The organism is Flavobacterium chungbukense, assembly GCF_020805785.1.
Taxonomy (GTDB): domain Bacteria; phylum Bacteroidota; class Bacteroidia; order Flavobacteriales; family Flavobacteriaceae; genus Flavobacterium; species Flavobacterium chungbukense.
Genome location: NZ_JAJGZV010000010.1, coordinates 59,605 through 75,138, shown reverse-complemented (window position 1 = coordinate 75,138; position 15,534 = coordinate 59,605). Strand labels below are relative to the sequence as shown.

Below are 15,534 nucleotides of genomic sequence, written 5' to 3'. Positions count from 1 at the left end.
CTGCGAAGTTTGTAACTTTGTATGCAATAAGAAGAAAAATCAAATTTTAGATTTTTTTTAAAAAAAGTAATACACAACTAGAATGATTTACCCCAAAATAGCGCTTGCACAAAGCATTATCGAAATATTATCTGCCAAAGGGATTGTCAATATTATTATTTCTCCAGGATCAAGAAATGCACCCTTAACGATCGGATTAGCTCAAAATTCCAACTTTAAATGTTATAGCATGGCAGACGAACGTTGCGCTGCTTTTTTTGCTCTCGGAATTGCACAGCAAACTAAAGAGCCAACAGCAGTTGTATGTACTTCTGGATCTGCTTTATTAAATTATTACCCAGCCTTTGCGGAAGCGTTTTACAGCCAGATTCCTCTAATTGTAATTTCTGCAGATCGACCTCAAAGTAAAATCGATATAGGCGATGGACAAACTATTCGTCAGGAAAATGTTTTTGCCAATCATTCTGTTTTTAATGCTAATTTAACCGAAGAAGCATCAGAAGAAAATGATTTAAAAATTAATCAAGCGATTGAAATAGCTGTTCGCTTAAAAGGTCCGGTTCATATTAATGCACCTTTTGAAGAACCTTTATATGAAATAACCGAAGAACTTTGTGTGCAGCCAAAAATTACAAATCCTGTTGAAGAAACTGCTGAAAAAGTGATCAAAAACAGTGATGAAATTGTTTCTGTTTGGAATAATGCGAAGCGAAAATTAATAGTAGTCGGAGTAAATGAAGCGAATGCTATTAATCAGGAAATTATTGAGAAAATGGCCTCAGATTCTTCAATCGTGGTGCTGACAGAAACGACTTCAAATTTACATCATCCAAATTTTATAAATTCAATAGATACTTTAATTACGCCATTTGATGATTCTGATTTTAAAGAATTTAACCCGGAGGTATTAGTGACTTTTGGAGGAATGGTAGTTTCTAAGAGAATAAAAGGTTTTTTAAGAAAATACAAACCAAAACACCATTGGCATATTGATACTTTGCGTGCGTATGATACTTTTGGGGCATTGACAAACCATTTTAAAATGCAACCAAATGATTTTTTTAAAGATTTGTTCTCAAAAAGCATTTTTGTAAAAAGCAATTATTTTAAAAATATAGATACAGTTTATAAAAAAAGACTGCTCAAAAAAGAAGAATATTTAAGTAAAATTGGCTTCTCTGATTTTAAGGTTTTTGAAAAAGTGATCGAATCGCTTCCTAAGAATAGCCAGCTTCAAATTAGCAACAGTTCTGCAATTCGTTATGCACAGTTAATCGACATTGACGAATCAATAGAAGTTTTTTGTAATCGAGGAACAAGCGGAATAGACGGAAGCACTTCTACAGCTATTGGAGCTTCTGTAGGAAGTTCTAAGCAAACTGTATTTATTACTGGTGATATCAGTTTTTTATACGACAGTAATGCGCTTTGGAACTCTTATATTCCGAAAAATTTTAAAATTATTTTGGTTAATAATGGAGGAGGAGGAATTTTTAGAATCCTTCCAGGACATCAGGAAAAACCTGTTTTCAATATTTATTTTGAAACTTCGCATCATTTAACTGCAGAACATTTGGCTAAGATGTATAATTGCCACTATTATACAGCAAATGATGTAGTCTCTTTAAACAAGGGAATCCAATCGTTATATAGTACAAATGATGCTCCTGCAATATTGGAGATTTTTACGCCAACAACAGAGAACGACATTATTCTTAAGCAATATTTTCAACATCTCACTTAATTTTTTTTGTAAGTTAATTTTTGTTAAAAATTAGTTTTACTTATTAAATGTTATTAGTTTTGATTTTACAAATTATAAACTATATAGCATTATGAGCAAAAGAAACGAGTTAATCCTGAAGTATGCAGCAGATTTAAAAGAAAAGTGTGGAGTAACTCCGAATATGGATCTACTTACAAAAGTAACAATAGGATGTGGACCATCAATCTATAATGACGATGCGTCAACTGTAGCTGGAAGCCAGCAATCTGAATTAGATACAGTTAAAAACAACTTTTTAGTTAAAAAATTAGGTTTAAAAGACGGACCTGAATTATTAGAAGCAATCCATTCTGTTTTAGAAAAATACGGTAAATCTAATAAGCACAAATACAGAGCTGTAGTATATTACCTGTTGACTGTACATTTCAAAAAAGAAAGTATTTACAAGTAAGTTAAAAAATAAAAGCGCCTTTGTAGGCGCTTTTTTATATTCTATACTATCGAATTGGAATTGGAAAAACGGGTAAACTTGTATGCCCCAAAGCATCTACAGTTTGAACTGCAAAAAAGTAATTGTCTTTAGAATATGGAATTTCTATCTGGGTTTCTTTCGTAAAAAATGTTTTTTCCCAATGAGAAGACACCGTTTCTCTCATTAAAATTTGATAACCGTACGGAGCCTTTTCAGGAGCAGACCAAATAAGTGTAGAAGAATTAGAAAGTTTCTTTACTTCGATTCCAACATTTACAGGAGTTTTCGGCGATGATGCCAAATTTGCCAGTGTAGCTAAGTTAGCACAGGTATTTTTTCTAAGATATTCAAAGTCCATAAATTCTGGAAGATCTCCGTAAACAACATTGTTTTCTGTTCTTAAATCTTGATGTTGATGATCGAAATTTTCATTCATTTCGCATAAGCGAACAGCTGTAAATCCGTTTTGGCTAAATGGTGTATGATCGCCACCGCGCAAAAAGCGATCATTTCTATAAACCAATTTAACCGTTAATTGATCTACATATTGTTCTGTAGTAGTTTTAATGTAACGCGCCAATAATCTCGACGGACTGTCATTATCGCGACTTATTGCTTTTCGCATTTTTGCATCTTCCTCTGTTTCTAAATACGGAATAGTTTCACTAAAAACACGAACCTGAGTGTTGTCTCTTAAATTTGTACCGCTAGACAAGCTGTTTCCAATCATATCATTGTTAAGCATTGCAATGATATTCCAATTAGAGGCTTTTGCTTTTTCAGCAAGATAGCGAGCACCAATAAGACCTTGTTCTTCACCGGTCACAGCGACAAAAATAATAGTAGCTGGAAAAGATCTTTTGCTCATTACTTTTGCTAACTCAATTAGAGCCGCAACTCCAGAACCATCGTCGTTAGCGCCAGGGGCATTAGATTTAACATTCATTACATCCGTTACACGAGAATCAAGATGTCCGCTAATAATAAGAACTCGATCATCAGTAGGATCTGTTCCTTTAAGAGTGGCCATTACATTTCCTATATAACTATCAGCTGGAATTCTTTTTCCATCTGCTTTTGCAGTAAAATAATCAATAGTTGTTGTTAATCTTCCGCCAGATTCAAGAGAAGCTTTGTCAAACTCATTTTTAACCCACTGTTGAGCGGCACCCATACCTTTTGTTTTGCTTTTGGTTTCACTTAAAGTATGTCTTGTGCCAAAAGAAACTAATTTATGTATTGTTGCTTCTAGATTCTCCGTTTTAATTTCGCTGATCATTTTTCGTATTTCTGGATCTTCAGTAACTTGGGAAAAGGAAAGCTGAGTAAAAACTAAAAAAGAAAAAATGGAGTAGAATAAAGTCTTTTTCATTGATTTGGGATTAATTATAGATATCCCAAATTTAATTAAAAATTGATTCAAGCGTAAAGTGTTTTTTATCTAAAACATTTTTTGTTTTACCATTTTCAAACTTCGTACCTTTGCACCTCACAAACTTAGTTGTTTTATCAACTTAGAATATTTAGAAAATGCTAGAAATAGGAAAATACAATACCCTAACTATATTACGTGATACTAAAGTTGGTTTGTTTTTGGGAGATCCTGAAAATGATCCAGAAGGAATTCATGATGTTTTACTTCCAAACAAATACGTACCAAAAGTATTTGAAATTGGAGAAGAACTGATTGTTTTTGTTTATTTGGATCACGAACAACGACCAGTGGCAACAACTTTAGTTCCTTATATTTTACTAAACGAATTTGCCCTTTTAAGAGTAAACTATATTAATAATGTAGGCGCTTTTATGGATTGGGGAATGGAAAAAGACATTCTTGTTCCGTTTAAAGAACAAGCGCGTCCGATGGAAAAAGGAAAACGCTATTTGGTTTATTTGTATATGGACAAACAAACCAATCGTTTAGTGGCTTCAAGTAAAACAAATCAGTTTTTGAGCAACGATCAGCTTACTGTTGAAAAAGGTGAAGAGGTTGATTTGATTGTTTCTCATATCACAGATATGGGAATTAATGTCATTATTAATGAACAGCATAAAGGACTTTTGTATAAAGACGAAGTTTATGATGATTCGATAAGAACTGGAGATAGAATGCGTGGTTTTATAAAAAACATTCGTCCAGATAATAAGATTGATGTAGCAGTTCAGGCGCAAGGTTTTGAAAGTATTGAACCAAATGCAGATAAAATTTTGAGTGAATTAAGAGCAAGCAGAGGTTTTCTTCGTTTGAATGATAATTCGCATCCTGAAGATATTAAGACCGTTTTGAAAATGAGTAAAAAATCTTTTAAGAAAGCTATTGGAGCTTTATATAAAGAAAAATTAATAGAGATTAAAGAAGACGGAATTTATCTAGTAAATTAAATTCCAATATTTTTAAATTCCAAATTCCAAAATGAATTGAACACAATACATTGGAATTTGGAATTTTTATTTTAGAATTTTCAGAAGTCCAGAGTTTGGAATTTTTTAATTGAAATTTATTTTGCACTAGCAAAACTATTATAACACAAAAGGCTGCTCATTATGAGCAGCCTTTCGCTTTTTATTCTAGTTTTAAAAAAAATTGTAATTAAAAAAAAACAGAAATAAAATAATTCGAATCCTTCTCAGGATAATAGCTTTATAAATTTTAGAAATTACCCCTTGACGGTATGTCTTTTAAATAATCTAATGCGTAAATCTTAAAAGCAAAAAGATAATTTCACGGCTTAATCCATTGGTTTTTAAAATAACTTTTAGAAAGTGTGAATTAGTACTTTTTCCTCTTTTTCGTTATCAATTCTATACTAATTATAGATACAATTCTAACTTTTAACCTTAGGTGTTACTTTTTTCTTTTTGAAGTTTCGACAAACACATAAATCATTTGCTCTTTATTTTGAGGTTTGTTACTTAAAACCCTAAAAAAATGAGCGACAAATTTTTTAAATTTTCTCAAAAAAATCATTTTTTAGGTTAATAAATCAGTGAAAGAAAATCAATCTGAAACCAATAAATAAAATGTATCTCATTGATTTCTAGGGTGTAAAATTAAATATTATTTTTCTAAACTAATGTTAAAAAATGTTATTTTTTGTAAGTAAATACCAATTGTTAACATTCGACGTCAATTTCAGAAAGACTTAAGACAATTTGAGTAGGTAAAATAGTAAAAATGCCTTATTTTTACCCTATAATTATTTTAAACAATAAAATCAAAATGGATTGGATTACAGCCAGAGAATTTGAAGATATAACCTATAAAAAATGCAACGGAGTAGCGAGAATAGCCTTTAACAGACCAAATGTCAGAAATGCATTCCGTCCTAAAACTACTTCAGAATTATACCAAGCTTTTTACGATGCGCAAGAAGACACTTCAATTGGAGTTGTTTTGTTATCTGCAGAAGGGCCGTCTACTAAAGATGGAGTTTATTCTTTTTGCAGTGGCGGTGATCAAAATGCCCGTGGGCATCAGGGATATGTTGGAGATGACGGACAGCATCGTTTGAATATTCTAGAAGTACAGCGTTTAATTCGTTTTATGCCAAAAGTGGTTATTGCTGTTGTTCCAGGATGGGCAGTAGGTGGTGGACACAGTTTGCATGTTGTTTGTGATATGACACTTGCTAGTAAAGAGCATGCTATATTTAAGCAAACTGATGCAGATGTAACAAGTTTTGATGGCGGCTATGGATCAGCTTATTTGGCAAAAATGGTTGGTCAGAAAAAAGCGCGCGAAATCTTTTTCTTAGGGAGAAATTATTCGGCTCAAGAAGCTTTTGAAATGGGAATGGTCAATGCGGTAATTCCTCATGATGAACTAGAAGCTACTGCTTATGAGTGGGCGCAAGAAATTCTTCAAAAATCACCAACTTCTATAAAAATGTTGAAGTTTGCTATGAACTTAACTGACGACGGAATGGTTGGACAGCAAGTTTTTGCCGGAGAAGCAACTCGTTTAGCTTACATGACAGAAGAAGCTAAAGAAGGAAGAAACGCTTTCTTAGAAAAAAGAAAACCAAACTTTGGAGAAAATAAATGGTTACCATAAATATTTTAGATTTTAGATCGCAGATTTTAGATTTTATCTAAACTGAGATCTGATTTTAAATTAAAAACAATACTTTTTAGGTTGCAGATTTTAGATTAATAAAATTCAACACAAGTTGAAATAATCTAAAATCTAAACTCTAAAATCTAAAATTTAAAAATAATGAAACATTGGATTGAAGCCGCAAGATTGCGCACATTACCATTATCCGTTTCTGGAATTATAGTTGGAAGTATTTATGCTTTATCTAATCCAACAGAAACTATTAACACTCCAACGGAAGTATTTAGCTGGAAAGTTTTTGGTTTTGCACTTTTAACGACATTAGGATTGCAAGTTTTATCTAATTTCGCTAATGATTATGGCGATGGGGTAAAAGGTACTGATAATGCTGATCGAGTAGGGCCGCAGCGCGCCATTCAGAGTGGTGTTATCACACCTCAGGCAATGAAAAAAGCAATTATAATTACTTCTTTATTGACTTTATTGTCGGCAATAATATTGATTTATTTTGCTTTTGGAAAAGACAATTTTGGATATTCTATTTTTTTCCTTTTGCTAGGAATAATGGCAATCTTATCTGCGATAAAATATACTGTCGGTAATTCTGCTTATGGTTATAGAGGATTTGGAGATGTATTTGTATTTGTCTTTTTCGGATTAGTAAGTACTCTGGGGGTTAACTTTTTGTACGCGAAAGAAGTAGATCCGCTTTTAATTCTTCCCGCTATTTCAATCGGATTATTGAGCGTTGGAGTTTTAAACTTAAACAATATGCGTGATCAGGAATCAGATAAAAAAGCAGGTAAAAATACCATTGTAGTGCAAATTGGAGCTGCAAACGCTAAAATTTATCATTATACTTTAATCATTACAGCAATGCTTTTGGTAGTTGTTTTTGCTATTTTAAGCGATTATAATTTTGATCAATATCTTTTCTTATTGGCTTATATTCCTTTAACTAAACATTTAATTACGGTTTATAAAAATCAAGACCCTAAGTTGTTGGATCCAGAATTGAAAAAACTGGCTTTAAGCACATTTTTACTTTCAATCTTATTAACAGTTTGTATGATTTCTTTGATTTCGGATATTATTGTAAACCTGTTTTTAGGCGGAAGATAAGATAACTTTAAAACTTAAAATTACACAAAATGAAAATTACATACTACGGACATGCTTCATTAGGAATTGAAGTAGGAGGAAAAAATATTATTGTTGATCCATTTATTACTGGAAATCCAAAAGCTGCAGGAATTGATATAAATTCATTAAAGGCCGATTATATATTGGTTACGCATGCACATGGCGACCACGTTTTAGATGTTGAAACCATTGCAAAAAACACAAATGCAGTTATTGTTTCAAATGCTGAAATTGCAACTTATTATGGAAACAAAGGTTTTAACTCACATCCAATGAATCATGGCGGAAGCTGGAAATTTGACTTTGGAAGAGTGAAATATGTAAATGCAATTCATTCCAGCAGTTTTCCCGATGGATCTTACGGAGGAAATCCAGGAGGATTTGTAATTGAAGGCGAGCATAAAAATATTTACATCGCAGGCGACACAGCTTTGACTTACGATATGAAATTGATTCCGCTTCGCACGGAATTAGATTTGGTTATTCTTCCAATTGGAGATAATTTCACAATGGATGTTGAAGATGCTATTATTGCTTCTGATTTTGTAGAATGTGATAAAATTTTGGGCTACCATTTTGATACTTTTGGTTACATTGAAATCAATCACGAAGAAGCTATTCGTAAGTTTTTTGATAAAGGAAAAGATTTGATGCTTTTACAAATCGGAGAATCTATCGAATTATAATTGTCATCCTAAGAGTAGTCTAAGGGAGGAGCTAATACGACAAACATTATATCTTTTGTGGCTCCCGATTACTATCGGGGCCACCACAAAAGAATATTATTGCTATTGAGGCTACGGCACTCATTTTCATAAGAAAGTTATTTGGCACAATCTATGTTATTCATTTCGTGAAGTTTTTAAAATAAAAATCATTTTAATCTGTGAAATCTGTGGCAATTCAATCATCCTCACAAAATTCAACTTTCAAAAAAATAATTCTTTCCCTTTTAGTTTCTTTTTCTTTTAATGCTTTCGCTCAAAAAGACGGCTATTGGGATAAAGAACGAGCTACTACTAAAGAAATCATGGTTCCCGCCAGAGACAGAATTGCTATACCAACAGAAGATCTGCCAGTTGGAACCACAGAGATTGTATATAGAATTACACTTTTAGATAAAAACCAGGAAATGGCGAATAGCCTCGTTTCTCTGTTAAAAGCCATTCCAGATCCAACAGGAGTAAGCCAGGGGTCTGCTGGAGCAGTTTTTTTAATGTCGAAAATATCTGGAGACGACCAATGCACGTATTCGATTTTTACTTCTAATGAAAATGCAAAAAAATATATCGCTGATGGTAAAATAGATAAAGCGTGTTATTCGCAAGCTGAACCTGTTAGTAAAGACGCGAAAAGATTATCAGTAAATAGATCTTCTTGTCTAAAGGAAAATATCAGTACTATTTGGTTCGGTTTTGAAAGTAAAAATTGGATTTTAAGTCAAAAAGTAGTTTTAGAAGTAGTGCCATGGGTTGATACCAAATTAAGCCGAGGTTGGAATCAAGATAATAAGAACGAAATTATAAGCTTGTGCAAAACTTCTACAATGGCTCAAAAAATGGCAAACTCAGATGATTTCTGCGTTTGTATTTTAAATAAAATTATGAAGCAATATCGTTATGATGAGTTTCAAAAATTATTAGCTGTTGAAAAAACAAAAGTGTACAAAGATTTCGGAAACGCATGTTACAAAGATGCTGATATTTCTAAAAATGTCTTCAATGATTTGAGAACGCAAGCAGCTTCTTTAATAAAAACACAAAAATACAATGAGGCAATTCCAAAATTAAGCACAATTGTTAATGAAGGAAAAGCAACGGCACTAGATTACAGTTCGTTAGGTTATTGCTATATATTGACAAAACAATATGCAAAGGCTTTAAAAGTATTATTGGAAGGAGAAAAGCTTGATGATACAGAATTATTGATTAAATTAAATCTAGCACATACTTATTTAGTAAGCAATGATTACAGCGCTGCTAAGGCAATTTATAAAAAGTACCAAGATCAAAATGTGACAGACAGTTTAAGCTGGATTACTAAAACAAAACAAGATTTTGCTGTATTTGAAAAGGCTGGACTTTCGTCTAAAGATTTTGAAAGAATACTAAAACTTTATAATTAAACAAATTGAAAGCTTCTTACCACAAATATTTGCTAGAATTTAAACGTCCTTCAGGAACTTCTAGAGGTATAATGACCGAAAAGGAAACTTGGTTCATAATTTTAGAAGAAAACGGAAAAAAAGGAGTAGGAGAATGTGGAATCTTACGCGGCTTAAGTATTGATGATCGCACTGATTATGAAGAAAAACTAAAATGGACTTGTGATAACATTCATTTAGGTGAAGAAGTTCTTTGGGATTCGTTATTAGAATTTCCATCAATTCAATTTGGTGTAGAAATGGCTTTTTTATCTTTAAAAAATAAGAATCCATATCTTTTATTTCCATCTGATTTTACGGAAAATTTGAGTTCAATTAATATAAATGGTCTGGTTTGGATGGGAGAATCTTCCTTCATGAAAAAGCAGATTGAAGATAAATTAGCGGACGGTTTTAATTGCATTAAACTTAAAATTGGAGCGATTGATTTTGAAAAAGAACTAGAATTATTAGCCTTTATTAGGAACCATTTTTCACCAGAAGAAATTGAAATTCGTGTAGATGCGAATGGAGCCTTTAGTACAAGTGAAGCTTTAGATAAACTCAATCAATTAAATAAATTTGAACTACATAGTATTGAGCAACCAATTAAAAAGGGTAATGTAAATGAAATGGCAAAACTTTGCAAGGAGACACCATTTCCAATTGCATTAGATGAAGAACTTATTGGAGTGTTTTCATTTGAAGCAAAAGAAAAATTGCTGCAGCAAATAAAACCACAGTATATTATTTTGAAGCCAAGTTTTGTTGGAGGTTTTAAAGGAACACAAGAGTGGATTACTTTGGCAGAAAAGTACAATATTGGCTGGTGGATTACATCAGCTTTAGAAAGTAATATAGGTCTTAATGCAATTGCGCAATGGACTTATACTTTACATTCTAATATGCCTCAAGGTTTAGGAACCGGATCATTGTATACTAATAATATAGATTGTCCATTAGAAGTTAAAAACGGAAAGTTATGGTATAACTTAACCAAAGAATGGCAATCGGATTTTTTTTAGAAGGTTCAAAAGCATAAAAGGTTCAAAGATGTAGAGGTTTAAAACTTTGTGCATTTTTTTATGATTTTAAATATGAGAAAAAAGAAAAAAGGGACAGAGTTTCGCACAAAAGATAAACCTTTGTTCCTTTGTAACTCTGTCCCTCTGAACCTATATTTTACTCTTTTCCGCCTAAAAGATTGCGTTGCCAATCTTTCAATTCCTGCCATTTTCCTTGATAAGCGAATAAAGCTTGTTTAGCCCAAGTACTCGGATTATGTATGGAATAATTTTCTCCGCCTGCATCTAAAATAGACTGCAATTTTTCTGTTGATGCTTGAGAAAGATCGTACCAGGTTTTTATGCCAGCGTTATTCAATAATGCTTCGATTTTTGGTCCAATTCCTTCTACAACCTTCAAATCGTTTTCTTTTATTTTTTTACCTAAGGCTGTAGACGCCAAAGAGCTGTCAAAAGGAATAAGAGTAGGAGCTGCTGCAGCAAATGATTGTGGTGCTATTTTTGCTTTTGCAGCCAAATCTGCTTCTAAAGTTGCTATTCTTGCATTTAAGTTTCGGGTATTTGCTTTGCAGGCATCTAAATCTGCTTGTAAAGATAATGCTAGCGAATCATCATTTTTTGAGTTCATTTTTCCTAGTAAATAACCTAAAATTCCACAAATTAGGCCTACTAGAGCAGGTATTAAGATACAAGGTATATTCATGATCGTATGTTTTAATTATTTAATTGTAATGACTGTTCTTCTGTTTGATGCTTTTCCTTCCGAGGTATTGTTATCACCTATTGGTTCATCTGGTCCTTTAGACTGTGTTTCAATTCGGGTTGCATCAATGCCATTTTTAGAAAGATAATTTTTAGAAAAATCCGCTCTTTTTTGACCTAATATTACGTTAGAATCATGGTTTCCAATATTATCAGAATGTCCAACAGCCAAGACAACAGCATCTTTCACATGCTCTAAATACTGCTTAATTGCAGTAATTTTTTGCTTTTCTGAATCGTTTAAAGTTAGACGAGATTGATTTGTGTTAAAATGAAGAATTAACGGATCAGCGTTAATTTTATCTCTTAAAGCACTCCATTCATCACTTGCAGTTGAAGTAGAATCAATTGCGTCAAATGAGTAGTTTGCGGGACCTAAAAGTGTGTCAGCACTCATTTTCCATTTGTCTATAACCTCTCCCTTCGTATTGAATTGATTTTCCAACATCCCTTTCGAAACAAAATAATTCTTGACATCATTGGCTCTTGCTAAGCCTAAATTTTCAAAAGTTGTGGTGTTTTTTTCGTCAGAGGTAGCATAGCCGGTTATGGTCACTTTCTGTTTCGGATTTGAAGACAAGAAAGCTTTTAATTTTTCAATACCAGCTGTTACAGAATCGCTTACAGGCATTACAAGAATGGCGCTGTTTTTAAGGAACTTGAGATTATCATGAGTCTGATATTCAATTCCCGAACCACTTAATACAAACGGAACAAAATTTGGCTCTTGAACAGCTGGGGAAACTATTTTAGGAGCATCATCCGTACTTGTTTTGTCACAGCAATTGCAGCAAAATTTTAGGTATAAAAAAGTGCCTAAAATAATGGTTATCGCAATGCCTAATAGATAAAGTGCTTTTTTAGACATAGATGATGAGTTTAGATTCTCTCAAATTTAACTAAAATTTTAATACGTAACGTATTAATAATCAGTTATTTTATCGTTTGTTATTCGTGTTTAAAAAAATGAATTAACATATTTTTGATTTTGATATTTTACAACCTCTTAATTTAAATGAGTAACTTGCATTAAAAATAATTCAAATTAAAAAATGGTCGAAATAGAACGAAAATTTCTTGTAAAATCTTACGACTTCAAGAATCAAGCTTTTGCTCAGAATAAAATTGCTCAAGGCTATTTAAGTTCTGTTCCTGAGCGCACAGTTAGAGTGAGAATTAAAGGCCATAAAGGCTTTATTACAATAAAAGGATTAAGTCATAGCAGTGGAATGTCTCGTTTTGAATGGGAAAATGAAATTCCGTTAGAAGAAGCCCAACAACTTTTAAAACTTTGCGAGAAAGGAAAAATCGAAAAAACACGTTACGAAATTAAATCTGGAAATCATGTTTATGAAGTTGATGAGTTTTATGGCGAAAATGAAGGTCTAGTAATGGCTGAAATTGAATTAAACTCGGAAGATGAAGCTTTTGAAAAACCTGAATGGCTAGGTGAAGAAGTAACCAACGATGAAAGATATTACAACGCTTATTTAAGTAAAAATCCTTTTAAAGACTGGCAAAAATAAAATGACAGAATTAGTATACGACCTTATTATTGTTGGAGGAGGACCAATTGGTTTGGCTTGTGCAATAGAAGCTGAGAATAAAAAACTGAACTATTTAATTATTGAAAAAGGAGCAATTGTAAACAGTATTTTTAATTATCCGCTTTACATGACCTTTTTTTCAACTGCGGAAAGATTAGAAATCGGAGAAATTCCATTTAATTGTTTAGCGCCAAAACCCGGACGCCAAGAAGCTTTGGAGTATTACAGAAATATTCATAGATATTTTAAATTCAATATCAATTTATTTGAAAAAGTCCTTGATGTTAAAAAGGAAAATAAGCTTTTTAAAATCAAAACGGACAAACAAAACTACGAATCTAAAAATGTTGTGATTGCTACGGGTTTTTATGATATTCCGATAGAAATGAATGTTTTGGGAGAAAATCTTTCTAAAGTTCGTCATTACTACAAAGAAGCACACGAATATGCCTTTAGAAAAGTTTTGGTTGTCGGAGCAAACAATTCTTCTGTAGATGCTGCTTTGGAATGCTGGAGAAAAGGTGCAGAAGTAACTATGGTGATTCGTAAAAATGAAATCAACAATCGTGTGAAATATTGGTTAAAACCAGATATTGAAAACCGAATTGAAGAAGGAAGTATTAAAGCTTATTTTGAATCTAATATTACTGAAATTAGAGAAAATGAGGTTGAAATTGAAACTCCAACAGGAAAGATTACAATTGAAAATGATTTTGTTCTAGCGCTAACTGGTTATAAACCAGATTTGAATTTCCTTGAAAAAATGGGAATTGAACTTTCTAAGGATGAATTGAAAATTCCAAATTATAATTCAGAAACGATGGAAACCAATATAGAAGGTTTGTTTCTTGCGGGCGTTGTATGCGGCGGAATGCAAACACATAAATGGTTTATCGAAAATTCAAGAGTTCACGCCAATATGATTGTGGATTGTATTACTTCGAAGTAAAAAAAAAGTTCGCCACGAATTACACAAATTTCCACTAATTTTTTTCATAGGTGAAATAAATTCTTTTTTAATTTCATTTAAACTGACAAACTTAATTCGTGGAAATTTGTGTAATTCGTGGCAAAAAAACTTTTTAAGAACTACAAGAAAGCATTGAACAACCTACTTTGGTTCTTGCCCAATCCGGACGTTTGGCAAACCATTTTTCTGATTCTGGTTGTTCATCGTACGGATTTTTTAAAAGTTGAAATAATTCATCAATTAAAGAATAATCCTCTTTGTCAGCCGCATCAATTGCTAATTGCGCCATATAATTTCTTAAGACATATTTCGGATTTATAAGATTCATTTTTAAAGCACGCTCTTCATCAGAAAGTGTTTCAGCATTTAATCTTTTCAAATAAACAGAAAGCCATTTTTGCCATGCATCAAGAATTTTTTCTTTGATTTCTTCCGGTAGATAAAATGCATATTCAATTTTTTCGAATGCTTGTTCTACAGAATCCTCTTTTTTAATTTTGCTTAGATTTCTAAAAAAGATCGTCATATCGGTTTCGGATAATTGTAGAATTTCTTCTAGACCTTGCATGATTTTATCATCAGATTCACTTGAAGTAAATATTCCTAATTTGCTTAAAAACATTGTTTTATAATCTTTTTCAAAATCAATTATGAAAGAGTCCAATATTTTTTCTAATGGAGCAGCTTCATTAATTAAAGGATAAAGTGCATTGGCCAATTGAAATAAATTCCACTGCGCCACTTGAGGCTGATTTCCAAAACGGTACCTTCTATTTTGACTATCTGTTGTATTTGGAGTCCAATCTGGATCATAATTTTCTAACCAACCATATGGACCATAATCAATCGTGATTCCGTGAATGGACATATTATCAGTGTTCATAACACCATGTACAAAACCAACACGTTGCCAATGTAAAACCATTTCGCGCGTTGTGTCAGCAACCTTTTGAAAGAACTGCAAATATTGTTCTTTGGGCTCTCCTGCAATTTCAGGAAAATAATGTTTAATAGTAAATTCTACAAATTGCTTTAGATTTTTTAACTCGTTTCTGGAGGTAAGCATTTCAAAACTTCCAAAGCGAATAAAGGAAGGAGCCACTCTACAGACAATTGCTCCTTTTTCATACGCAGGATTTCCGTTGTATAAAATGTCTCTTAAAACTTGATCTCCCGAAAGAATCAATGAAAGCGATCGAGTAGTAGGAACGCCTAAATTGTACATTGCTTCGGCGCAAAGATATTCTCTAACCGATGATCGCAAAACGGCTAAACCATCTGCGGTTCTAGAATAAGGCGTTTTGCCTGCACCTTTTAATTGAAGTGTAAAAAACTCATTATTATTTTCAACTTCTGTCAAATTTATGGCTCGTCCATCTCCCAACTGTCCAGCCCAATTTCCAAACTGATGCCCTGCATAACACATTGCATACGGCATTGTTTCAGGATAAATCTTTTTTCCTGAAAAGGTGTTTAAAAAATCTTCTGACTGAATTTCATCTTTTGAAATTCCAACCAATTCCGCAACTTCTTCTGATGCATGTATCAATTGAGGGTTAGAAGGTTTTGTTGGATTTACATATGAAAATAGCGTGTTTTTTACCTGACGAATTTCGTTCGTTAAGTCAGGATCAGCTGGTAATTCTGCTGTAAATCGATTATTTATTTTAAGATTTTTCATTTTTTTTA

Annotated in this window: 14 protein-coding genes; 10 read left to right on the top strand and 4 right to left on the bottom strand. The window is 32.5% G+C overall.

Annotation, left to right across the window (positions count from 1 at the left end; genetic code table 11):
* Window positions 1–82: 82 nt before the first annotated feature.
* Window positions 83–1,744, top strand: coding sequence for a 2-succinyl-5-enolpyruvyl-6-hydroxy-3-cyclohexene-1-carboxylic-acid synthase (menD, locus tag LL966_RS20845; protein ID WP_229355932.1), 1,662 nt, complete (start codon window positions 83–85; stop codon window positions 1,742–1,744).
* 91 nt (window positions 1,745–1,835) lie between these two features.
* Window positions 1,836–2,177: a DUF2853 family protein gene (locus LL966_RS20840; protein WP_229355930.1), complete on the top strand. Its 342-nt coding sequence runs from the start codon at window positions 1,836–1,838 to the stop codon at window positions 2,175–2,177.
* A 46-nt stretch (window positions 2,178–2,223) separates the two neighbouring features.
* Here the strand turns inward: LL966_RS20840 and LL966_RS20835 are convergent, their stop codons facing one another.
* Window positions 2,224–3,570, bottom strand: coding sequence for a M20/M25/M40 family metallo-hydrolase (locus LL966_RS20835; protein ID WP_229355929.1), 1,347 nt, complete (start codon window positions 3,568–3,570; stop codon window positions 2,224–2,226).
* A 158-nt stretch (window positions 3,571–3,728) separates the two neighbouring features.
* Between LL966_RS20835 and LL966_RS20830 the strand changes: the two genes are divergently transcribed.
* The 6 genes from LL966_RS20830 to LL966_RS20805 all read left to right on the top strand — a co-directional run bounded on the left by LL966_RS20830 (window position 3,729) and on the right by LL966_RS20805 (window position 10,566).
* Complete coding sequence (locus LL966_RS20830) at window positions 3,729–4,580, top strand: CvfB family protein (RefSeq protein WP_229355928.1); 852 nt, start codon at window positions 3,729–3,731, stop codon at window positions 4,578–4,580.
* 838 nt (window positions 4,581–5,418) lie between these two features.
* The gene (locus tag LL966_RS20825) at window positions 5,419–6,252 is read left to right on the top strand and encodes a 1,4-dihydroxy-2-naphthoyl-CoA synthase (RefSeq protein WP_012024845.1); all 834 of its coding nucleotides are present in this window, start codon (window positions 5,419–5,421) and stop codon (window positions 6,250–6,252) included.
* Window positions 6,253–6,414: 162 nt separating this feature from the next.
* On the top strand, window positions 6,415–7,377 hold the full coding sequence (menA, locus tag LL966_RS20820) for a 1,4-dihydroxy-2-naphthoate octaprenyltransferase (protein ID WP_229355927.1): 963 nt from the start codon (window positions 6,415–6,417) through the stop codon (window positions 7,375–7,377).
* 29 nt (window positions 7,378–7,406) lie between these two features.
* Complete coding sequence (locus LL966_RS20815) at window positions 7,407–8,084, top strand: metal-dependent hydrolase (protein WP_229355926.1); 678 nt, start codon at window positions 7,407–7,409, stop codon at window positions 8,082–8,084.
* 200 nt (window positions 8,085–8,284) lie between these two features.
* The gene (locus LL966_RS20810; protein WP_229355925.1) at window positions 8,285–9,523 is read left to right on the top strand and encodes a tetratricopeptide repeat protein; all 1,239 of its coding nucleotides are present in this window, start codon (window positions 8,285–8,287) and stop codon (window positions 9,521–9,523) included.
* 5 nt (window positions 9,524–9,528) lie between these two features.
* On the top strand, window positions 9,529–10,566 hold the full coding sequence (locus LL966_RS20805; RefSeq protein ID WP_229355924.1) for an o-succinylbenzoate synthase: 1,038 nt from the start codon (window positions 9,529–9,531) through the stop codon (window positions 10,564–10,566).
* Between the two features lie 157 nt (window positions 10,567–10,723).
* Here LL966_RS20805 and LL966_RS20800 read toward each other — a convergent pair whose 3' ends face one another.
* Together LL966_RS20800 and LL966_RS20795 are read right to left on the bottom strand one after the other, a co-directional pair.
* Entirely contained in the window at window positions 10,724–11,269 is a 546-nt protein-coding gene (locus LL966_RS20800) for a hypothetical protein (RefSeq protein WP_229355923.1), read from the bottom strand.
* 15 nt (window positions 11,270–11,284) lie between these two features.
* Entirely contained in the window at window positions 11,285–12,196 is a 912-nt protein-coding gene (locus LL966_RS20795; protein WP_229355922.1) for an OmpA family protein, read from the bottom strand.
* A gap of 184 nt (window positions 12,197–12,380) precedes the next feature.
* On the opposite strand from LL966_RS20795, the gene LL966_RS20790 reads away from it, so the two are divergent.
* On the top strand, window positions 12,381–12,854 hold the full coding sequence (locus tag LL966_RS20790; RefSeq protein ID WP_229355920.1) for a CYTH domain-containing protein: 474 nt from the start codon (window positions 12,381–12,383) through the stop codon (window positions 12,852–12,854).
* A gap of 1 nt (window position 12,855) precedes the next feature.
* A complete protein-coding gene (locus LL966_RS20785) occupies window positions 12,856–13,824 on the top strand; it encodes a YpdA family putative bacillithiol disulfide reductase (RefSeq protein ID WP_229355918.1) in 969 nt (322 codons plus the stop codon).
* Window positions 13,825–13,957: 133 nt separating this feature from the next.
* Here the strand turns inward: LL966_RS20785 and LL966_RS20780 are convergent, their stop codons facing one another.
* Window positions 13,958–15,526, bottom strand: coding sequence for a protein adenylyltransferase SelO (locus tag LL966_RS20780; RefSeq protein WP_229355916.1), 1,569 nt, complete (start codon window positions 15,524–15,526; stop codon window positions 13,958–13,960).
* Between the last annotated feature and the right edge of the window lie 8 nt (window positions 15,527–15,534).